The following is a 20,812-nucleotide window of genomic DNA, read 5'->3' as shown; positions in this document are numbered from 1 at the left end:
ACGCCAACGCCGGCGTGCGCACCCGTCACCTGGTGCTGCCGTTGTCGGCGTATGCCGGGCTCGGCGACTTCGGCGCCGCCAACGACGTGTTCATCCGCGAGGGTGTGCGGTTGGGGACGGCTGCGGTCCGGACGGCGTTGGGGCAGGCCGGACAGTGTCCCGAGGACGTGGACCTGATCATCTCCACCACCATCACCGGCCTGGCGGTGCCGTCCCTGGACGCCCGGATCGCCGCGGCGGCCGGGTTCCGCGAGGACGTGAAACGGCTGCCACTGGTGGGCCTGGGCTGTGTCGCCGGGGCCGCCGGCATCGCCCGCGCCCACGACTACCTGCTCGGCGACCCGTCGGCGACGCCGGTGCTGCTGTCGGTGGAGTTGTGCAGCCTGACCGTGCAACGCGACGACCCGTCGACGGCCAATCTGGTGGCCAGCGGGCTGTTCGGTGACGGGGCAGGCGCGGTCGTGCTGCGCGGCGCCGACGCGGCGCCGGGCCGGGCCGGCATACGCGTCCTCGACAGCCGCAGCAGGCTCTACCCCGACACCGAGCGGGCGATGGGTTGGGACGTCGGCTCGACCGGTCTGCGGATCGTCCTCGGCGTGGAGGTCCCCGATCTGGTCCGCACCCACCTGCGCGACGACATCGACCGTTTCCTGGCCCGGCACGGACTGACCCGTGCCGACATCGGCTGGTGGGTCGCGCACCCCGGCGGGCCGAAAGTGCTGGAGGCGATGGCCGAGGCGCTCGACATCGGCGCGGCGGACCTGGGCGTCACCTGGGACTCGCTCGCCCGGGTCGGCAATTTGTCCTCCGCATCGGTGCTGCACGTGCTCGCCGACACGCTGCGTGACCGACCACCGCCCGCCGGGACGTATGGCGTGCTGCTCGCGCTCGGGCCGGGTTTCTGCGCCGAGTTCGTGCTGTTGCGAGCCGACTGATGGCCTGGTTCACCGCGTTCGTCGTGCTGATCGGCCTGGAACGCCTCGCCGAACTGGTGGTCTCGACAAGACATGCGGCCTGGGCGTTCTCCCGCGGCGGCCGCGAATACGGCGCCGGTCACTACCCGGTGATGGTGGTGTTGCACACGGCATTGCTGGCCGGAGCGCTGCTGGAGGCGTGGCTGCTGGACCGACCCTTCCTGCCCGCGCTCGGGTGGTCGATGGTCGCGCTCGTGCTGCTCACGCAGGCGCTGCGCTGGTGGTGCATCCGCTCGCTCGGGAGCTACTGGAACACACGGGTGATCGTCGTGCCCGGTGCGGCGCTGGTGACACGCGGTCCGTACCGCCTGCTGCCGCACCCGAACTACGTGGCGGTGGTCGTCGAGGGCGCGGCCCTGCCGCTGATGCACACCGCGTGGCTGACGGCTGTCGTGTTCACCGTGCTCAACGCCGCCCTGCTCAGCGTCCGGATCCGCGTCGAGGACGTCGCTCTCGGCCGGCGCGCGGCATCGGTATGACGGCCGACCTGATCGTGGTCGGCGGTGGCCCGGTCGGTCTCGGCACCGCCCTGTATGCCGCCCGTGCCGGCCTGGCCACCACCGTGCTGGAACCCCGCGAGGGCGACATCGACAAGGCCTGCGGTGAGGGCCTGCTGCCCGGCGGCCTCGCCGCGCTGGCCCAGCTGGGCGTCGCACCGGCCGGCTTCGAGCTGACCGGCATCACCTACCGCGCACCGGGCGTGCGCGCCACCGTCGCCTTCCGTGCGGGACCCGGCCGTGGTGTGCGCCGCACCGTCCTGCACGGGGCGCTGCGCGCCGCGGCGCTCGGATCCGGCGTGCGGCTGCGGAGCTGCGCGGCCACGGCACTGGAGGCCACGGGGGACCGGGTCGTCGTCCACTGCGCCGACGGCAGCCACGAGGTCGCGGGCGGGGTGATCGCCGCGGACGGGTTGCACTCACCGACCCGGCGGCGGCTGGGACTGGACCGGCCGAGCGAGCGTCGTCAGCGGTTCGGGCAACGCCGGCACTTCCGGATCGAACCGTGGACGGACCGGGTCGAAGTGCACTGGGGGCCGCGCGCGGAAGCCTATGTGACGCCGGTCGCCGACAACCTGGTCGGCGTGGCAGTGCTGAGCAGCGAACGGGCGCCATACACCACGCATCTCGAGCAGTTCCCCGAGCTGTCCGAACGACTACAGGGTGCGCCGGCCGCCGGCGGCGTGCGCGGCGCCGGACCGCTGCGGCAACGTTGCGCGGCACCGGTGCACGGCCGCGTGCTGTTGGTCGGCGATGCCTCCGGCTACGTCGACGCGCTGACCGGAGAGGGCATTTCGCTCGGACTCGCGCACGGTCGTGCCGCCGTCGATGCGATCGTCCGCGGCCGGCCGGAGTCGTACGCGCCCGCCTGGCGATCGCTGAATCGGGTGCCGTATGCCGCAACCGGTCTGCTGGTCCGCGCCACGCGTGCCTCCTGGGTCAGGGAACGCATCGTGCCGGCGGCCGCTGCGGCACCGTGGCTGTTCGGCGCGGCGGTCCATCGGCTCGAAGCGATGTCATGAGCACCGCGCCCGGGTGCGGGGTATGCCGTCAGTCCGTCGCCGGCTCGAACACCTCGACGGCGAGCACGGTGGGCAGGTGCCGGGCGATCTCGGTCCACCTGTCGCCCTCGTCGCAGCTGGCGAAGACCGAGCCGGTGTTGGTGCCGAAGTAGACGCCGGCCGGATCCTGCTGGTCGCCGGTCATGCCCTGCCGCAGGACGGTGAAGAAGCAGGCCTCTTGCGGCAGTCCGGAGCGCAGTGCCTGCCAGGTCGCACCGGCGTCGCGCGAGCGCCATACCGCGGCGGCCGCGTCAGGCGGGTAGCGGCCTTCGCTGTCGCCGTTGAGCGGGACGGTCCACACGGTCTGCGCGTCGCGGGGGTGGGTCCACAGTGGGAAGCCGAAGGTGGAGGGCAGCCCGGTGGTGATGTTGTGCCAGTGCAGGCCGCCGTCGTCGGAGCGCCAGACACCGTGGTGGTTCTGCTGATAGAGGCGGTCGCCGTGGGCGTGCTCAAGGTGGTGCACGCAGAAGCCGGTGTGGCCGTCGGATCCGGCCGCGGGGTGGGTGTTCCCCTCGCCGTCGGCGGCATCGGCGAGGTCGTTGCGCCGCTCCCAGGTCACACCGCCGTCCTCGGTCGCGAAGACGCCTGCGGCGGAGATGCCCACCCACATCTTCTCGGGGTTCTCGGGGTCGACGACGATGGTGTGCAGCACCAGCCCGGCGGCGCCGGGTCCCCAGTCGGGCGCGGACGGATGATCGGTCAGGCCCTTGACCGTCTGCCAGGTCTCGCCGTCATCGTCGCTGACCAGCAGCGTGGCCGGTTTCGTCCCGGCGTAGAGCCGGCCACCGCCACGGCCGAGGGACCACACCTGAGAGAAGTCGGCCCCGAACGGCACCGGTGTCTCGGTCCAGCCGATCGACGCGGCGAACTCGGGGTCGGTCGCCGCCCAGCTGTCCATCTGTCCGGTGGTCAGCTTCGCCGGCTCCCAGGTGTGACCGCGGTCGCGCGAGCGCCATACGCCCGCACCGGTCCAGTCGCCCCCACCGCCGGCCCACAGGGTGCCGGACGCGGCGTCGCCGATGACGTGGTTGATCGGCCACCCGTCGCAGTAAGGGCCGCGGACCGTCCAGCGGGTGCGGTCGCCGGCACCGTCGAGGATGAAGGCGCCCTTGGTCGTGCCGACCAACAGGTGGATGGCTGTGTCGGACATGGGATGCCTCTTCCTCACGGTGCGCCCCGGTGTGGGACAAGATTTCATTCTGGCGCCGTACGAGCTGCTGGGGCAATGCTCGGTTTTCGCGGATCGGGAAGTTTTCCGCGGACCGATGTCGAAGATGTCGGAGGCTGTTCGACGTACGTGTGACAAGCAAGCCGGACCAATCAAGTGGGAGTGATCGACATGCCGCGTTTCATGGGATTCGTGCGGATGGAAGAGGGCATCGGGATGCCGCCGAAGGCGCTGTTCGAGGCGATGGACGTCTACGTCGGGGAACGGGCCGCCAGTGGCGTGTTCCTCGACGGCGGCGGGTTGTTCGGCACCGAGGATGCCGTCAACTTCGTCGTCCGCCACGGCGAGGTGAGCCGAGTGGACGGTCCGTATGCCGAGGCGAAGGAGGTCGTCGGCGGGTGGGCCATCACGCAGTACGACACGCTGGAGGAGGCCGTCGCCGACCAGGAGAAGTTCGCTGAACTGCATGCCAAGCACTGGCCGGAGGTGACCGTGATCGCGACCCTGCGGCAGATCTCCGACGGCCCGGAGGAGCCCGCGCAGTAACGGCGGGGTCACTACGCTGGCCGGGTGCCGGCACACACGCAGACGGGTGATCCGCACGCAGCGATCGTGGCGGCGTGGCGGGCCGAATCGGCCCGCCTCGTCGGCGCGCTCACCCGTATGACGCGAGATCTGGCGCTCGCCGAGGATCTCGCCCAGGATGCGCTGGTCGCTGCGCTGGAGCAATGGCCGGCGACCGGCGTCCCGGACAATCCGGGCGCGTGGCTGATGACGACCGCGAAGCGGCGGGGCATCGACCACTTCCGGCGCGCGGACGTGCTGCGCCGCAAGGTGGCGGAGTTGGAGTCCGCCGGTGGGGGAGAGGAGGGCTCGGTGCCCGATCTCGACGCTCAGGTCGACCACATCGAGGACGATGCGCTGCGGCTGATCTTCCTGTCCTGCCACCCGTCGCTGACGGCCGAGTCACGTGCGGCGTTGACCCTGCGGTTGGTCGGTGGGCTGACGACGGCGGAGATCGCGCGGGGGTTCCTGGTCAGCGAATCGACCATGGGACAACGGATTGCGCGTGCGAAGAAGACACTGGCGCGGGCTCGTGCGGAGTTCGAGCTGCCGACCGGGCAGGAGCGGACCCGGCGCCTCGACGACGTCATGGCAGTCATCTACCTGATCTTCAACGAAGGGTATGCCGCAACCGCCGGCGCCGACTGGATGCGTCCGGAGTTGGCGCACGAGGCGATCCGGCTTGCTCGCATGGTGGCGGCGCTTGCTCCGGGCGAGCCGGAGGTGTTCGGGTTGGTGGCGCTCGTGGAGTTGCAGGCGTCCCGGATGCCGGCCCGGTCGGGCGAGGACGGCACGCCGGTGCTGTTGGAGGCGCAGGATCGGACACGCTGGGACGGTCGGCTGATCCGGCGTGGCCTGTCGGCGCTGCATGAGGCGCAAGTCCTTGCCGCGCAACGGAAACCGGTCGGGCGCTACTTTCTGCAGGCGTCGATCGCCGCGCAGCATGCGCGGGCCGTGCGTGCGAAGGACACCGACTGGCGCCGGATCGCTGCGTTGTACGACGTGTTGGCGGACGCGGCCCCGGGTCCGGTGGTCGAGGTCAACCGCGCGGTCGCGCACGGGCGTGCCTTCGGGGCGGCTGCCGGACTCGAGGTGCTGGCGGCGGTCGCCGAAGACGCGTTGGGTGACTCACCGCTCGTGCCGAGTGTGCGCGGTGATCTGTTGGAGCGGGCGGGGCGGCATACCGAGGCGCGGGACGCGTTCACCGAGGCGGCGGCGCGGACCAGGAACGACAGTGAGCGCGCGATCCTGCGCCGGCGTGCGGGGTTGGCATGATGCGTGGCCGGGTGAAGGTTCAGAACGGTGGCTTCGGCTCGGGCAGCTCGAGGCGTATGTCGCGGGTGGGCCGGTAGATCTGCAGGTTGCAGCCGGCGCGGCGTTCGATGGCTCGGTCCTCGTGTTCTTCCTGGATGAGTTGCAGGTCGTCCAGGTCGGTGAACACGTTGGGTATGACGTCGTGTTCGCGGCAGAGAGCCAGGTGGATGCCGAGTTGTTGCTCTGCGCGACTGACCCTCGGGGGGGCACTGGTCATCGGGCCGATGATGGTCGAACGGCGTGGTGCGCAATCGTCGCGTCAGCGTGTGCCACGTGATGGTGGCATCGTCGTGTTGTCGGCTGGACCAGAACCTGCCGGTCTTGGTGTTGTGATGGCCGCGATGCATGGTGTGCAGATTGTCCGGATGCGTGGCACCGTCCGCCGGTGCGGTGGCGCCGGGTTGGTATTCGGTGTCGTGATCCAGGTCGCCTTCGTATGCCGGCACGCCGCAGTCGCCGGGTGACCGGCAGGTGTGGTCGCGGCCCTGCACCAGCCGCGCCATCGCGGCCGGCGCGCGGTAGGTGTTGGCGGCGTCGATCACTTCGCCGGTGACGGGGTCGGTGACCAACCGTGCCCAGGTCGAACCGGCCTGCAGTGCCACAGCACGGACCTGGTCGGGGGCCAGGAATCCGAGACCGGGCACCTCGGCCGGTCCCTGCGCCATTCCGGGAGCCGAGCGCCGCACGAGATCCTCGGGCAGCAGTGCGGCGAAGGGGACGATGACGTGCAACCGGCCCGCGGGCGCGTCGCCGAGGTGCGCATGGCCGGGAATGGTCCCGGAGATGAGCAGGTCGATGGCGATGTCGGCGCGCAACTGGGCCCGGGGCCGTTCGTCACCACCGGCCCGGGCCGCCTTGGCGAGGTTGGTGATGCGTTGTTGGGCGGCGAAAACGCGAGCCGCGTCACCGGATGCCTGGAACGTCGCGGTGCCGTCCCGGTCGGCGAAGCTGCACGCGTCCCGTGCCTCGAGAGCTTCGCGGTGTTTGCGTGCGCGGTCTGCTTTCGCGCCGTCGACCAGCGCGAGTTGGCGGCGGACCCTGGCGCGGAAACCGGCATGCGACAGCGGCACGGTCGCCATCCAGCCATCGACGGTCGTCGTGCGGTCCGGTGGTGCCAGGAGGCGCTCGATGACTTGTCCGGCCAGCACCGGGTCGAGGTGTGCGGTCTCGGCATACGCGATCCGCGCGCGCTGCCAGCTGCAGCCACCGGCGCGGAGCAGGTCGTGAGCTGCGCCGACACGTTCGCGCATCGCGGTGGCGAAGCGGACCTGCTCGCGCGCCGCTGTCAGCGTCGAACCGGTCAGCAATTGGATCTCGTGCACCACCGCCCGGCACGCGGCCTTGCGGTGCACGGCCACCTTGCGGGCGTATCGGGGATCGTCACGCTGGATGCCGTGCTCGCCGGCCACGTCCTCGACCAGTGCGGCGGTCGCCTCGAGGGACGAGGCGTCCGCGAAGGCCTTGACGGTCTCGGCTGCTTGCACCAGGTCGCCCATGCGCTCCCGCGGCACGTCCCGCCAGCCGGTGTGCCGCGCTTGTTCGGCGAGCTCGGTGAACGCGACGATGACGGCGTCGGGCAGGCCTGACACGTCGATGACACGAGCGGCGTCGCTGGGCGCGTTGGCACCGTCGTCGGAACCCATCACCGGTCACCTCCCACCGTCTCGTCGCTTCTTGATGTCTTCGACTCTAGCGGCGACCACCGACAACCCTCCTCGGCCAAAGCCCATGAGTCACAGAGACTTCCGCGACATGATGGTGGCATGCGCACACGCCGCGGACTCTTCGTCGCACCGTTCGATGCCCTGGCCGACCCACGGGTCGTTGCCGACTTGGCCGCCCGGGCGGAAGGAGCCGGCTGGGACGGGTTCTTCCTCTGGGACCACTTGCAGTACGGCGATCGCGTGGATGCCATCGCGGACGTGTGGACGTGCTGCGCGGCCGTCGCGATGCAGACCGAGCGGTTGCTCTTCGGCCCGATGGTGACGCCGCTGCCGCGGCGTCGACCGCAGGTGCTGGCGCGGCAGGCGGCCAGCCTGGCGGTGCTCTCCGCTGGCCGGTTCGTCCTCGGTCTCGGGCTGGGTGACGACTGGGTGGGTGAGTTCAGTTCCTTTGGCGACGAAGCTGATCCGAAGGTGCGTGGCCGCATGCTCGACGAAGGTCTCGAGACGCTCACCGCACTGCTGAGCGGCAACCCGGTCGACCGTGAAGGGACCCACTACGTCGCCCGGAACGCTCGTTTTCGTCCTGCTCCCGCCGTGCCGATCTGGCTGGCCGGACGCTTCGGCAATCGTGCGCCGTTGCGCCGGGCCGCGAGGTATGACGGCTTCTTCGTCATCGGCCTGGAGACCCCGGACGACCTGGAAGAAGTGACAGCTGCGGTGGCCGATCACGACCCGGCTCCGGGCTTCGAGATCGTGCTCGACCTTCGGCCCGATCAGGACCCTGGCCCATGGCTGGACCGCGGCGCATCATGGGTGCTCACCCGGATCGGTCCGTTCGACATCGATCTCGCCGATGTCCGGCGGATCATCGACGCGGGCCCCGGCGACTGAACGCAGGGCCCTCAGCGGTCGGTGCTCCGCGCGCCCGGAGAATAGGCTCGGCGTGCCTACCCCACGGCGCTCACGAACCGCTCACGAACGCTTTCGATTGGATGTAGATGACAACCACCACACAGATCCGGCTGGCGGCATACCCGGTGGGCATGCCGCAGGACAGCGATTTCGAGACGGTGACGGCCGAGCTGCCCGCGCTGGCCGACGGCCAGGTGCTGCTGCGGACGATCTACCTGTCGCTCGACCCCTACATGCGTGGCCGGATGAGCACCGCCAAGTCGTATGCCGCCTCGCTGCAGCTGGGTGATGTCATCGTGGGCGGCACCGTGTGCGAAGTGCTGGACTCGCGGGCGGACGAATTCGCCACCGGCGACATCGTGCTGGCCTACACGGGGTGGCAGACCCACGCCGTCGCGGCCGCCATGCAGCTGCGCCGGCTCGACCCCGAGCAGGCACCCATCTCGACGGCGCTCGGTGTGTTGGGTATGCCGGGGTTCACGGCATACGCCGGTCTGCTGGAGCTGGGAAAGCCCAAGCCGGGCGAGACCGTGGTGGTGGCCGCAGCGGCCGGCCCGGTCGGGTCCGCTGTCGGACAGATCGCACGCGTCAAGGGCGCACGCGCCGTGGGCATCGCAGGTGGTCCGGAGAAGTGCCGGATCCTGTTGGAAACGTACGGTTTCGACGCCGCGGTCGACCACTGGTCACCGACGTTCGCCGAGGACCTCGCCGCCGCGACACCCGATGGCATCGACGTCTACTTCGAGAACGTCGGCGGGCCGGTCACCGAGGCCGTCGTGAAGCGGCTGAACCTCTACGCGCGCATACCTGTCTGCGGGCTCGTCGCCGGATACAACGCCACCGAGAAGCCCACCGGTCCGGACCAGCTGCCCGGCTTCATGCAGCGCATCCTCACCTTGAGTCTGACGGTTCGCGGATTCATCCAATCCGAGTTCGTGCCCACGCATTACGAGTCCTTCCAACGTGACATGTCCGCCTGGGTCCGCGACGGCCAGGTCAACTACGTGGAGGATGTCGTGGACGGGCTCGACCAGGCGACCGAAGCGTTCCGCGGCCTGCTCACCGGCCGCAATGTCGGTAAGCTACTCGTCCGCGTCGGGGACGACCCGACGCCGGAGGCACGAGGTCAGTGAATCTGCTGGCGCAACAACGGGATCCGCCCACCGGCGAGCACCATGTCGACCTGGCGCGGCGACAACCGGTGCCGCAGCGTGTATGACGCCTCGCTCCGCGAGTTGGAGGCCTGCACCGTGTCGCCCGCTCGCAGCGCGTCGTGCAATCCCTCCAACACGAGGGTGTCGCCCAGCTTCAGGTCGTCGTAGTTGTCGGCGTCGTCGAACTCCAGCGCGAGGATCCCGAAGTTGGCGAGGTTCTGCCAGTGGATCCGGGCGAACGACGTGGCGATCACCACGCGCAGACCGAGGTAACGCGGTGCGATCACGGCATGCTCACGTGACGACCCCTGCCCGTAGTTCTCCCCGCCGACGATGATGTGCCCGCCGTCGTCCCGCACAGCCGTCACCCGTTCGACATACTCCGGATCCACCGCGTGATAGACGAATTCGGCGATCTTCGGGATGTTGCTGCGGTAGGGCAGCACCTTGGCGCCGGCCGGCAGGATCTCGTCGGTCGAGACGTTGTCTCCCACCTTCAGACCGACCGGTGCCTCGACGCGGTCGGGCAGTCCGTCGAAGTCCGGCAACGTGGAGATGTTCGGCCCCTTGACGAGCTCGACCTCACGCGCCTCCGTCTCGGGCAACGGCGCGACGAGCATCTCGGTGTTCACGCTGGCGTGCTCCGGCAGCGTCGGACGCGGACAGGGCATATCCAGTTCGCGCGGATCGGTGATCACCCCGGTCAGCGCAGCGGCCGCCGCCGTCTCCGGCGAACACAACCACACCGAGTCCTCTTGCGTGCCGGACCGTCCCGGGAAGTTGCGCGGCATGGTCCGCAGGCTGTTGCGCCCGGTGGCCGGGGCCTGACCCATCCCGATGCAGCCGAGGCAACCGGACTGGTGCACCCGCGCACCGGAGCTGATCAGGTCGAACAGCCAGCCGCCCTTGGTCAGGTCCTGCAGGATCTCCCGGGACGTCGGGTTGATGTCGACCGACACACCCCGGTCGGCATACCGGCCACGCATCGTCTCGGCGACGACCGCGAAATCGCGCAGCCCCGGGTTGGCCGACGAGCCCACGACCACCTGCGACACCGGCTCGCCCGCGACCTCGCGCACCGGCACGACGTTGCCGGGCGAGGACGGCTTGGCGATCAACGGCTCCAGGGTGGACAGATCGATCTGCTCCTCCACGTCGTATGACGCCCCGGCGTCGGCCAGGATCTGCTGCCAGTCGTCGGCACGGTCCTCGCTGGTCAGGAATCGTCGTACCTCGTCATCGGAGGGGAAAACGGTTGCAGTTGCTCCGAGTTCGGCTCCCATGTTGGCGATGACGTGGCGATCCATCGCCGTCAGGCCGGCCAGCCCCGGGCCGTGGTATTCGATGATCCGGTTGACGCCGCCCTTGACCCCGTGCCGACGCAGCATCTCCAGCACGACGTCCTTGGCCGACACCCAGTCGGGCAGTTCACCGGTGAGTTCGACACCCCAGATCTGCGGCATCCGCAGGTAGAGCGGCTCGCCCGCGAGCGCCATGGCCACGTCGAGCCCACCGACCCCGACGGCCAGCATGCCGATCGCACCGGCGGCGCAGGTGTGCGAGTCCGAGCCGGCCAGTGTCGCACCGGGCCGCCCGAACCGCTGCTGATGGGTCGGGTGCGACACCCCGTTGCCCGGGCCGGAGAACCACAGCCCGAACCGCTGCGCGGCCGAACGCAGGAACGCATGGTCGTCCGGGTTGCGTTCGTCCTCCTGCAGCAGGTTGTGATCGACATACTGCACGGCGACCTCGGTCCGGACACGGTCCAGGCCCAGCGCCTCGAGCTCCAGCATGACCATGGTGCCGGTGGCGTCCTGCACCAACGCCTGGTCGACACGCAGCGCGATCTCCGAGCCGGGCGTCGGCTCGCCGTCGACGAGATGGTCGCGAATCAGCTTCTGTGCCACGGTGAGCGCCACCGGCCGCTCCTCTCCGGTCGAGCCGCCGGAGGAAGGGCGCTCGGCCTCGTCGGGTCCTTCCACCCTAGACCGGACGTGCCCGACCGGCGCGGCTCACCGCTTCGCCCGGCCGCCGAGCTCGCGCCGGGCGCGGTCGTAGAACGCGTACGTCGCCTGCATCGCGTCGTCGAAGGTGACCCGCGGCGGACGTGCCCGGGTGGACGCCTTGAGCTGCTCGACGCGTTCGGCGTCGACCAGCAGCTTCGCCAGGCTCTCGACCATGTCGTCGGCGTCGTCGACCAACAGTCCCTCGACACCGCTCTCGACGAAGTCGGCCAGCCCGGTGAAGTTGTATCCGACCACCGGGACGCCGGCGCTGCGCGCCTCCAGTGCCGCGATCCCGAACGCCTCCTGCCGGGACGGGGCCACGAACAGGTCCGACTCGTGCAGCAGGTCGCGGATCTCCTCGGGGGTGCGGTGGCCCAGCAGGTGAACCCAGTCCCGCAGCCCGAGCTCGTCGATCTGCTTGGCCCGGTCGTCGTGCCGCGGGCCGGCACCGACGATGGAGACCGACACCGGCGTGCCGGCCGGCACCTCGGCCTGCACCCGGGACATGATCTCGATGAACTCGTCGATGTGCTTGCGCTTCTTCAGCCGGCCGACCAGCACCACCCGGAAGTCCGGGTCGCCCGCGCGATGCAGCGAAGGCGCCGCGGGGGACCACCACTGGGTGTCCACCAGATTGGGCACCACCGACACCTCACCGCAGCGTGGATAGACCCGCCGGATGTGCCGGGCGATCATCGTGCTCACGCCGGAGTAGACCACCCGCATCCGGGACGGCCCGAAGAACACGCCGCTGACGAAGCGGTGCACGGAAGCGACCTTCCACCACACCGAGTGCACGGTCACCGCAACCGGTATGCCGCGCCGGCTCGCCGCCCGGACCGCGTAGATCGCGATGGGGGAGGCGACCGTGAAATGCGCATGGACCACGTCCACGTCCTCGCGGTCGAAGACCTCGGCGACCATCGCGTGGTTGAGCGACGGGAACGCGATCGTCAGCCACCGGGTGCGCAGGCCGCGGTGCACGTCCAGGCTGGTCGGCGCCGCGCCGTCCTTGTTGACCGCGGTGATGATCGACACGTCGTGACCGTCGGCCTGTTCGGCGAGCGCGAGCGCCTCCACCTGCCGCTCGATGCCGCCGACGTCGGGCGGGAAGGAATCTGCGACGTGGACGATCCTCACCGGCTCCTCCGCGACGTGTCGGAGTGCTGCGGGGTCGTCGTCATGCCACGCGGCCGGGGGCGCTGTGCAGCCGGACCGGCAGCGAGTCCACGCCATACACGATGGACAGGTCACGGAAGGTGAGCTGCTCCGGCGGCACGGCCAGCTCCAGCTGCGGGAAGCGGCCCACCAGGCCGAGGAACGCCGACCGCAACTCCATCCGTGCCAGTTCGGCGCCGACGCAGCGATGGAATCCGTGACCGAAGCCCAGGTGGGTCGGGCGGTCCAGGTGCGGGTTGATCGTGTCGGTGTCGGCCCCCAGCGCACCGTCCCGGTTGGCGCCGGAGAGCGACACGATGACGACGTCACCCTTCTTGATCGGCTTGCCGAACAACTCCATGTCGTCCTTGGCGAACCGCGGGAAGGTGATCTGCACGACCGACAGATAACGCAGCAACTCAGCCACCACGCTGTCGACGTGCTCGGGCCGGCCGGCCAGCGCGTAGCTCGCCGGTTCGCGCAGCAACGCGAGGGTGCCCAGCGACAGCATGCTGGCGCTGGTCTCGTAACCGCCGGTGAAGACCCCGTCGGCCAGGCCACCGAGGTCGTCGTCGCTGACGTCGTCGCCGAGTTCGCGGATGATCTGCCCGATCAGCCCGTCGCCGGGCTGGAGCCGCTGCCGGTTCACCGCATCCTGCAGGAAGGCGCGTGACTCCGACATCGCCCCAAATGCGCCGGCGCCACCCTCGGTGATGTCGAAGCGGGCATGGCCCAGCTTGCGGAAGTGCTCACGGTCCTCCACCGGCAGCCCCAGCAGCTCGCAGATGACCAGGAACGGGATCGGGAACGCGAACTCCTCGACCAGATCGACCACCGGACCGGCGGCCTCCATGGCGTCCAGGCGTTCGCTGACCACGCGATCGATGACCGGTTGCAGCCGCGCCAGCCGGCGCAGGGTGAACTCCGGCGTGAGGATCTTGCGCAGCCGGGTGTGTTCGGGCGGGTCGGTGAAGCCCAGCCCGCCGATCGTGACGTCGCTGCCCATGCCCAGCATCGGACGGATGTCGGTGCTGTAGCTCTTGGTGTCGGCCAGGACGGCCTTGGCCTCGTCGTAGCCGGTGACCAGCCAGACGTTGATGCCGAACACCCGGCGCATGCGTTGCACCGGGCCTTGCTCGCGCATCAGCCCGAGCTCGGGGACGGGATCCATGCCGTTGCGCCGCAACGGCATGGTGAGCTTCTTGGGAAGCACCGGAAGTCCTGCCAGCCCCGAGGAACGACCTGCTGCGGCAGTTGACAGCAGTCGCTGGGCGACCCACCGACGGATCGATGTCGTCGCGTTCACTGTGGTTCGTCTCCTGGAAATACGGTGGATGCTGCGTGTCCCCTGTGCCGGGTCGCCGCGGTGTCGCGCGGCCTCGGCACCGTAGCGGAGCCGAGCGGGCAGCAGCATCAACCGTAACCGACAGGGGGTCCGTTCGCGGCCCGGCACGCTCACGCCGTGTCGAGCCGTCGGTCCACTGCCGTTAATCTGTCGGCCGTGTTGCTTCCAGCTGTTCCGCGACGAGGCGGGTCGTCATGACCGGTGACGACCGGCGCGCCCCCGCGAGCGCACACTTCGGGCACTACGAGCTGCACGAGGTCATCGGCACCGGCGGCATGGGCCAGGTCGCCCGCGCCACCGACACCCGGCTGGGCCGCGACGTCGCGTTGAAGGTGATGCACCCCTCGACCGCCACCGACGACGAATATCGCGCGCGCTTCCAGCGCGAGGCGGCGATCGTCGCCCGGCTCACCGACCCGCACGTCATACCGATCCACGGGTATGGCGAGATCGACGGCCGGCTCTACCTCGACATGCGGCTGGTCGAGGGCCGCAACCTGGCCCAGCTGCTGGACCGGGGGCTGCTGGAGGTGTCCCGCAGCCTCGACCTGCTCAGCCAGATCGGCGCCGCGCTGGACTCGGCGCACCGGGCCGGCCTGGTGCACCGGGACGTCAAGCCGTCCAACATCCTGGTCGACCCCAAGGGCTTCGCCTACCTGGTCGACTTCGGCATCGCCGCCAGCGTCACCCAGCAGGACCTGACCGCGACGGGGCAGATCGTGGGCAGTGCGTCATACATGGCGCCGGAGCGCCTGCAGTCACCACCGCGCTCGGACGCCCGCAGCGACGTCTATTCCCTCGCGTGCGTGCTCTACCAGGCGCTGACCGGCAGCAAGCCGTTCGTGGCGGGGGAGCAGGTGCAGCTGATCTCCGCGCATCTGAACGCCCCGCCGCCGTCGCTGCGGCAGCATCGCAGCGATCTGCCGGAAGCGCTGGACCGCGTGGTGCGCTCCGGTATGGCGAAGGACCCGGCGCAGCGGCCGGCCAGTGCGCCGGAACTGATGGACGCCGCACGCGCCGCGATGTCGCAACCACGCCGGCCGGTCACACCCGCGGCGCCGCGCCACGCCGCGCCCGCCGCTGCCGCTCCCCGCGCCGCGGACCGACCGCCGCAGAGCCACGGCGCCACCAGGACGCCGGGGCCGGGGCATGGCGCGACGCGCACACTGTGGGTCGTCGCGGCGCTGATGGCGCTGATCTGCGTCGCCGTGGTGGCGTACGCGATCGCCACCCGCTGAGCGGCGCCGAGTAATCTGTCACCGCGTCGCCGGGCGCTCCAGCTGTATGGCGAGCCGGCGCTCGCCATACACCCGCCATACCGAAGGAGAACACCCGTGTCAGCAGGCCCAGCCGCCCCCACCGCCGCCACCGGCCGACGGGTCGAGCAGGCCACGACGGGCACCGAACTCTTCGGCGACGACCGCACGATCGTGGCGATGACCGTCGACGGCGAACTGCAGGACCTGTTCCGGCAGATCCCGGCGGGCGCGCTCGTCGAGCCGGTCCCGATCGACTCGCCCGACGGCCTCAACGTGCTGCGCCACTCGACCGCGCACGTGCTCGCGCAGGCGGTGCAGCAGATCTACCCGGACGCCAAGCTCGGCATCGGGCCGCCGATCACCGACGGGTTCTACTACGACTTCGACGTCGACACCCCGTTCACGCCCGAGGACCTCAAGGCCCTCGAGAAGGCGATGCAGAAGATCATCAACGAGGGCCAGACGTTCCAGCGCCGCGAGATCAGCGACGACGACGCGCGCGCCGAACTCGCCTCGGAGCCCTACAAACTCGAGCTCATCGGGCTCAAATCGAAGGCCGGTGACGCGGCCGAGGGCGCCGACGCCGAAGTCGGCGAGGGCGGCCTGACGATCTACGACAACGTGCGCCGGGACGGCACCGTGGCCTGGGGCGACCTGTGCCGCGGGCCGCACCTGCCGTCGACCAAGCTAATCGGCAACGCCTACAAGATCATGCGGTCGGCCGCGGCCTACTGGCGCGGCTCGGAGAAGAACCCGCAGCTGCAGCGCATCTACGGCACCGCGTGGCCGACCAAGGCCGAGCTGAAGGCCTACCTGGACCGGCTCGCCGAGGCGGAGAAGCGCGACCACCGCAAGCTGGGTGCCGAGCTGGACCTGTTCAGCTTCCCCGAGGAGCTCGGGTCCGGGCTGCCGGTCTTCCACCCGAAGGGCGGCGTCATCAAGCGCGAGATGGAGGACTACGTGCGCGCCCGGCACCTGGAGGAGGGCTTCCAGTACGTCGGCACGCCGCACATCTCCAAGGACGGGCTCTTCCACACCAGCGGCCACCTGCCCTACTACGCGGACACGATGTTCCCGGGCATGGAGCTGGAGGGCGCGCAGTACCGCCTGAAGGCGATGAACTGCCCGATGCACAACCTGATCTTCTCCTCGCGCGGACGTTCCTACCGCGAACTGCCTTTGCGTTTGTTCGAATTCGGCTCGGTCTACCGCTACGAGAAGTCCGGTGTCGTGCACGGACTCACCCGGGTGCGCGGTATGACGCAGGACGACTCGCATTCCTATGTGACCGCGCAGCAGGCACCCGACGAGATCCGGCACCTGCTGAACTTCGTGCTGTCGCTGCTGCGCGACTTCGGCCTGGAGGACTTCTACCTGGAGCTGTCGACCCGCGACACCGAGGGTGACAAGAAGGACAAGTTCATCGGCACCGACGAGCAGTGGGAGACCGCCACCGCGATCCTGGAGCAGGTCGCCACGGAGTCGGGCCTGGAGCTGGTCCCGGACCCGGGCGGTGCGGCGTTCTACGGCCCGAAGATCTCGGTGCAGGCCCGCGACGCCATCGGCCGCACCTGGCAGATGTCCACCATCCAGTACGACTTCAACCAGCCGCACCGCTTCGGGCTGGAGTACCAGGCTGCCGACGGCACGCGCCAGGAGCCGGTGATGATCCACTCGGCGAAGTTCGGGTCGATCGAGCGTTTCCTCGGGGTGCTGGTGGAGCACTACGCGGGCGCCTTCCCTCCATGGCTGTCACCGGTGCAGGTGCTCGGAGTGCCGGTGGCCGAGGAGTTCGCGCCATACCTGCAGGATGTGCTGGATCAACTGCGCGCCAAGGGCGTTCGCGTCGAGCTGGACGACTCCGACGACCGCTTCCCGAAGAAGATCCGCAACGCCAGCAAGTCCAAGGTGCCGTTCGTGCTGATCGCCGGCGAGGAGGACCGCTCGGCCGCCGCCGTGTCGTTCCGCTTCCGCGACGGCTCGCAGCGCAACGGCGTGCCGGTCGCCGACGCCATCGCCGAGATCGAGTCGGCGATCCGGGACAAGCGGCAGGTCTGAGCGGACCCGGTGAGCTGGGAACTTCCTGAGCGCACCGCCGGTTGAACACAGTGCAGCCCCCACGGACACTCGAGGCCCCGGGGGCTGCACCACGTTCTTGACCTCGCCCCAAGGGCAGGGTTCAGACTCATGGGCATGCAGGAACTGACCGCCGGAGACTTCTCCCGAGCGACCGGGCTGAGTCCCAAAGCCCTTCGGCTGTATGCCGACTCGGGCCTGTTGCTGCCGCAGCGGATCGACGAGCGCAACGGCTATCGCTACTACGGCGCGGAACAATTGGCTCGCGCGCAGCGCATCACCCTGCTGCGTCGTGCCGGTGCCCCGTTGTCGATCGTCGAGGCGGTCGTCGATGCGCCGGACCGGATCCGTGCGGCACAAGTCCTCGATCAATGGTGGCGTGGCCACGAGCAGCTGCATCGCGAACAGCGGAACGTCGTCGATCACCTGCGCGCCGAGTTCGAGTCCGGTGCAACCGCGGCCGTCGAGCTCGACGTCCGACGTCGCACGGCGTCCGAGCGCACGGTCGCATCCGTGACTCGCCGGGTGCTGCAGCCCGGACTGGTGGCGACGTTCGTCGAGGCGGAACAACTCATCTGCGAGCACCTGAAGGCTCACGATGCGAGCCGAACCGTCGAGTTCTGGGTGATCTACCACGGCGTGGTCAGCCCGGACAGTGACGGGCCGATCGAGATCTGCGTGCCTTTCGAAGGGTCGGTGCCACCGACCGCAGACGTGATGATCCGGGTCGAACCCGGCGGCGATCAGCTCTACACCGAGATCGGCGCCGCACTGTGCGGCTATCCCCAGATCCTGCAGGCGTATGCCGCGGTAGCGCGTGCCGCGCACGGGCTGCAACCGATCGGCGCACCCCGCGAACGCTACGTCAGTGACTGGGACGGCAGCCCCGGGGCGCAGCACGTCGCGGACATCGTCCAGCCGATCGCCACGAATCACTGAGAGAACGGAACTGCGCATGACAACACTTGCTCCCACCGGCACGATCGATTACGCGACCCACACGCCATACAGCGACCCCGGGCGCTTCGCCGGCCGGCTCGAGGCAGTTCCCACGGACTTCGACCGGCTCTGCGCCGTGGTGCGCAACGTGATCGAGCACTACCGCGCGTCCGAGTACGAACTCCCGGCGGACACCATCGGCGACATTCACGCGCGGTGGATCGATCGCACCCTCCGGTCGGACGACGACCGGCACGGTACCGACCTCGCCGCGCCGCGTGAGCCGCGGTCCCGTGTGCAGGGATGTTGTCGCGACCACACGCTGCTGAGCATCGCGATCCTGCGCCAGCACGGCATACCCGCGCGCTCGCGGATCGGCTTCGCCGACTACTTCGTCGACGGCTGGCACCACGACCACGTCGTGCCCGAGGTGTGGCTGAGCGGCCGCTGGGTCCGGTTCGACCCGGAACTGGCAGCGCCGACACCGCTGCTGCCGGATCCACGGGACATTCCGGCGGGCAACGGATTCCACACCGCCGCAGAGGTATGGCGAGCCCATCGTGCCGGCACGATCGACGTCGAGACATACGGGGTGGATCCGTCGATACCGGTGGCGCGCGGTGCGTGGTTCGTCCGCAACTATGTCGTGCTGGAGGTGGCACACCGCTTCGGCGACGAGCTCTTGCTGTGGGACAACTGGGGGACGATGGCCGGCCCCGGCTCGGATGGCCAGGACGCCGACCTCGTCGACGACGTGGCGGCGCTGCTAGTGGCAGCGGACACCGGTGACCGCGGCGCCGAGCGACGCCTGCTGGAGTGGTACCGCGCCGACGATCGCCTGCACCCGGGTGATCATGTGCTCCGGGTGAGCCTGCCGGGCGAAGACGTGGTCCTGGACTCGCTCCGCTGACCCAGCCGGCGCGTCGACACGTACACCTGCCGGGTTGATACGCCAGTCTCGAGAGGTCGACGGATGCCGTCAAGCCGAATCCTCACGACATCCGGTGACCTCTCGGTGCTCGGAGGCGGTGACAGGGCGTGGCCGTCAGACGCGATACGGATCAATACGTTTCGCGACGAACGTATCGACGTCTGACCGCCCATGGGACACTCGCCCTGTGACCGACGAACTGGACGGCGTGCGCATCGAGCGAGCCGCGCCCGAGGACGCCTTCGTGCTGGCGGCGATGACGCTGCGGTGGGATCTGGAGGGTGGATCGCCCCGCCGGGACGGGTTCATCGACGAGTTCGCCGAGGCGTGGCTGGCGCAGGGGGAGACACGCCCGGCCTGGCTGGCCAGGCGGGCCGATGGTGACCCGGTCGGCTTCGTGATCGGCATCCTGGCCACCAGCCTGCCCAGTCTGCGCCGACCGACCGGTGGCTGGCTGCACCTCAGTTCCTTCTACGTCGTCCCGGCACTGCGCGGCCACGGCCTGGGCGAGCGGATGATGCAGGAGGTGCTGGACTGGGCGCGTCGCAAGCAGCTCTACCGGCTGCAGCTGAACGCGACCGACCAGGCGCGCGGCTTCTACCGGCGGGCCGGGTTCGGCGGTCCGCAGGACACGCTGATGCAGTACGTACTCACCGACCGCTTGCCCACGTCCTGAGTGCCGCGCGGGCTACTCGGGACGACGCTCGTCCGACGGGGAGGTCGGTTCGACGACGAACACCGGGATCAGTCGGTCGGTGTTGGCCTGGTACTCGGCATACGGCGGGAAGGCAGCCACCGCGCGCTCCCACCACTGCTCGCGCTCCGCGCCGCTGATCTCGCGCGCGATGCCGTCGTGTTTCACCGCGCCGTCCTGAACCTCTACTTCAGGGTTGGCCTTGATGTTGTGGAACCAGGCGGGGTGCTCGGGAGCGCCGCCCTTGGACGCCACGGCGGCATACACGCCGTCGTGCTCGACCCGCATCAGCGGGACGCGGCGCAGCTTGCCGGTCTTGGCACCGCGGATCGTGTAGACGACGACCGACATCCCGTTGACGTCCACCGAGGCGGTGGTGCCGGTCTCGTCGATCTTCGCCAGTTGGTCCTTGACCCATCCGGTCTTCTCGTCGGCGTATTCGCCCTGCAACGGCATGTCGTCTCCTCAGTGCATCTCGGGAAGTCCTCCTCGCTCGTCAACCGAGACGGGACGGCGGTTGTTCCACGGCCACGACATACCATCGCGGTATGCCGCAGGAGATCGAGCCCGAAGCCGACTTCGCACGCGTCCCGGACGGGTTCGAACGGCTGTGGACCCCGCACCGGATGGCCTACATCGAGGCCGCCAAGCCGGACCATGACGACGACGGCGCGTGTCCGTTCTGCGCCGCGCAGGGCCGAAGCGACGAGCGGGCGCTCATCGTGCACCGCGGCCGGACCTGTTTCGTCATCCTCAACCTGTGTCCCTACAACCCCGGCCACCTGCTGATCTGTCCGAACCGGCACATCCCGTCCTACCTCGATCTGACCGACGAGGAGACGACCGAGTTCACCGCGCTCACCCGCCAGGCGATCCGCGCACTCACCGCGGCGTCGGCGCCGCACGGGTTCAACCTGGGCATGAACCAGGGCGAGGTCGCCGGGGCCGGCGTCGCCGCCCACCTGCATCAGCACGTCGTGCCGCGCTGGGCGGGCGACTCCAACTTCCTGCCCATCGTCGGACAGACCAAGGCGCTGCCCGCACTGCTGGCGGACACCAGGTCGCGGCTCGCCGACGCCTGGCCAAGGGACTGAGC

20 protein-coding genes are annotated in these 20,812 nt (G+C 69.7%); 14 read left to right on the top strand and 6 right to left on the bottom strand.

Annotated features, from left to right (window positions below; translation table 11 throughout):
- From ACTHL4_RS10105 to ACTHL4_RS10095, 3 genes are all read left to right on the top strand, one after another.
- A partial coding sequence (locus tag ACTHL4_RS10105) for a type III polyketide synthase (protein ID WP_440282632.1) occupies nucleotides 1-935 on the top strand: 935 nt, incomplete at its 5' end.
- The gene (locus ACTHL4_RS10100; RefSeq protein ID WP_440282631.1) at nucleotides 935-1,453 is read left to right on the top strand and encodes an isoprenylcysteine carboxyl methyltransferase family protein; all 519 of its coding nucleotides are present in this window, start codon (nucleotides 935-937) and stop codon (nucleotides 1,451-1,453) included. The genes ACTHL4_RS10105 and ACTHL4_RS10100, both read left to right, overlap by 1 nt.
- Nucleotides 1,450-2,493, top strand: a complete 1,044-nt coding sequence (locus ACTHL4_RS10095; RefSeq protein WP_440282630.1) for an NAD(P)/FAD-dependent oxidoreductase — start codon at nucleotides 1,450-1,452, stop codon at nucleotides 2,491-2,493. The genes ACTHL4_RS10100 and ACTHL4_RS10095 overlap by 4 nt, the downstream gene beginning before the upstream one ends.
- 28 nt (nucleotides 2,494-2,521) lie before the next feature.
- Here ACTHL4_RS10095 and ACTHL4_RS10090 read toward each other — a convergent pair whose 3' ends face one another.
- Nucleotides 2,522-3,682 carry an exo-alpha-sialidase gene (locus tag ACTHL4_RS10090; RefSeq protein WP_440282629.1) on the bottom strand — a complete coding sequence of 387 codons (1,161 nt, stop codon included), beginning with the start codon at nucleotides 3,680-3,682 and terminating at the stop codon, nucleotides 2,522-2,524.
- Between the two features lie 189 nt (nucleotides 3,683-3,871).
- On the opposite strand from ACTHL4_RS10090, the gene ACTHL4_RS10085 reads away from it, so the two are divergent.
- Both ACTHL4_RS10085 and ACTHL4_RS10080 read left to right on the top strand, forming a co-directional pair.
- A complete protein-coding gene (locus ACTHL4_RS10085) occupies nucleotides 3,872-4,246 on the top strand; it encodes a YciI family protein (RefSeq protein WP_440282628.1) in 375 nt (124 codons plus the stop codon).
- 24 nt (nucleotides 4,247-4,270) lie between these two features.
- Nucleotides 4,271-5,539: an RNA polymerase sigma factor gene (locus ACTHL4_RS10080; protein ID WP_440282627.1), complete on the top strand. Its 1,269-nt coding sequence runs from the start codon at nucleotides 4,271-4,273 to the stop codon at nucleotides 5,537-5,539.
- 19 nt (nucleotides 5,540-5,558) lie between these two features.
- Here ACTHL4_RS10080 and ACTHL4_RS10075 read toward each other — a convergent pair whose 3' ends face one another.
- Entirely contained in the window at nucleotides 5,559-5,795 is a 237-nt protein-coding gene (locus ACTHL4_RS10075) for a hypothetical protein (protein WP_440282626.1), read from the bottom strand.
- A 256-nt stretch (nucleotides 5,796-6,051) separates the two neighbouring features.
- On the opposite strand from ACTHL4_RS10075, the gene ACTHL4_RS10070 reads away from it, so the two are divergent.
- The 3 genes from ACTHL4_RS10070 to ACTHL4_RS10060 all read left to right on the top strand — a co-directional run bounded on the left by ACTHL4_RS10070 (nucleotide 6,052) and on the right by ACTHL4_RS10060 (nucleotide 9,287).
- Nucleotides 6,052-7,164, top strand: coding sequence for a hypothetical protein (locus ACTHL4_RS10070; RefSeq protein WP_440282625.1), 1,113 nt, complete (start codon nucleotides 6,052-6,054; stop codon nucleotides 7,162-7,164).
- Between the two features lie 177 nt (nucleotides 7,165-7,341).
- Nucleotides 7,342-8,133: an LLM class flavin-dependent oxidoreductase gene (locus tag ACTHL4_RS10065; RefSeq protein WP_440282624.1), complete on the top strand. Its 792-nt coding sequence runs from the start codon at nucleotides 7,342-7,344 to the stop codon at nucleotides 8,131-8,133.
- A 107-nt stretch (nucleotides 8,134-8,240) separates the two neighbouring features.
- Nucleotides 8,241-9,287, top strand: a complete 1,047-nt coding sequence (locus ACTHL4_RS10060) for an NADP-dependent oxidoreductase (protein ID WP_440282623.1) — start codon at nucleotides 8,241-8,243, stop codon at nucleotides 9,285-9,287.
- Here ACTHL4_RS10060 and ACTHL4_RS10055 read toward each other — a convergent pair.
- From ACTHL4_RS10055 to ACTHL4_RS10045, 3 genes are all read right to left on the bottom strand, one after another.
- Nucleotides 9,281-11,227, bottom strand: a complete 1,947-nt coding sequence (locus ACTHL4_RS10055) for an aconitate hydratase (RefSeq protein ID WP_440282622.1) — start codon at nucleotides 11,225-11,227, stop codon at nucleotides 9,281-9,283. The two genes, ACTHL4_RS10060 and ACTHL4_RS10055, sit on opposite strands and share 7 nt — an antisense overlap.
- Nucleotides 11,228-11,320: 93 nt before the next feature.
- Nucleotides 11,321-12,454: a glycosyltransferase family 4 protein gene (locus ACTHL4_RS10050; protein WP_440282621.1), complete on the bottom strand. Its 1,134-nt coding sequence runs from the start codon at nucleotides 12,452-12,454 to the stop codon at nucleotides 11,321-11,323.
- Nucleotides 12,455-12,494: 40 nt separating this feature from the next.
- Nucleotides 12,495-13,685, bottom strand: coding sequence for a cytochrome P450 (locus ACTHL4_RS10045; protein WP_440282620.1), 1,191 nt, complete (start codon nucleotides 13,683-13,685; stop codon nucleotides 12,495-12,497).
- Between the two features lie 326 nt (nucleotides 13,686-14,011).
- On the opposite strand from ACTHL4_RS10045, the gene ACTHL4_RS10040 reads away from it, so the two are divergent.
- The 5 genes from ACTHL4_RS10040 (at nucleotide 14,012) to ACTHL4_RS10020 (ending at nucleotide 19,698) form a co-directional block, all read left to right on the top strand.
- Entirely contained in the window at nucleotides 14,012-15,055 is a 1,044-nt protein-coding gene (locus ACTHL4_RS10040; protein WP_440282619.1) for a serine/threonine-protein kinase, read from the top strand.
- A 96-nt stretch (nucleotides 15,056-15,151) separates the two neighbouring features.
- Nucleotides 15,152-17,134, top strand: coding sequence for a threonine--tRNA ligase (gene thrS, locus ACTHL4_RS10035; RefSeq protein ID WP_440282618.1), 1,983 nt, complete (start codon nucleotides 15,152-15,154; stop codon nucleotides 17,132-17,134).
- 135 nt (nucleotides 17,135-17,269) lie between these two features.
- On the top strand, nucleotides 17,270-18,091 hold the full coding sequence (locus ACTHL4_RS10030; RefSeq protein WP_440282617.1) for a MerR family transcriptional regulator: 822 nt from the start codon (nucleotides 17,270-17,272) through the stop codon (nucleotides 18,089-18,091).
- 16 nt (nucleotides 18,092-18,107) lie between these two features.
- Entirely contained in the window at nucleotides 18,108-19,001 is an 894-nt protein-coding gene (locus ACTHL4_RS10025) for a transglutaminase-like domain-containing protein (RefSeq protein ID WP_440282616.1), read from the top strand.
- 208 nt (nucleotides 19,002-19,209) lie between these two features.
- Nucleotides 19,210-19,698 carry a GNAT family N-acetyltransferase gene (locus ACTHL4_RS10020; RefSeq protein ID WP_440282615.1) on the top strand — a complete coding sequence of 163 codons (489 nt, stop codon included), beginning with the start codon at nucleotides 19,210-19,212 and terminating at the stop codon, nucleotides 19,696-19,698.
- Between the two features lie 12 nt (nucleotides 19,699-19,710).
- On the opposite strand, the gene ACTHL4_RS10015 is transcribed toward ACTHL4_RS10020, so the two are convergent.
- A complete protein-coding gene (locus ACTHL4_RS10015) occupies nucleotides 19,711-20,172 on the bottom strand; it encodes a nitroreductase family deazaflavin-dependent oxidoreductase (protein ID WP_440282614.1) in 462 nt (153 codons plus the stop codon).
- A gap of 92 nt (nucleotides 20,173-20,264) precedes the next feature.
- On the opposite strand from ACTHL4_RS10015, the gene ACTHL4_RS10010 reads away from it, so the two are divergent.
- A complete protein-coding gene (locus ACTHL4_RS10010) occupies nucleotides 20,265-20,810 on the top strand; it encodes an HIT family protein (RefSeq protein ID WP_440282613.1) in 546 nt (181 codons plus the stop codon).
- Nucleotides 20,811-20,812: the final 2 nt, after the last annotated feature.

The organism is Flexivirga sp. (genome assembly GCF_051955415.1).
GTDB lineage: Bacteria > Actinomycetota > Actinomycetes > Actinomycetales > Dermatophilaceae > Flexivirga.
Note: the sequence above shows the minus strand (reverse complement) of the source record. Positions and strands in the feature narration are given on the sequence as shown.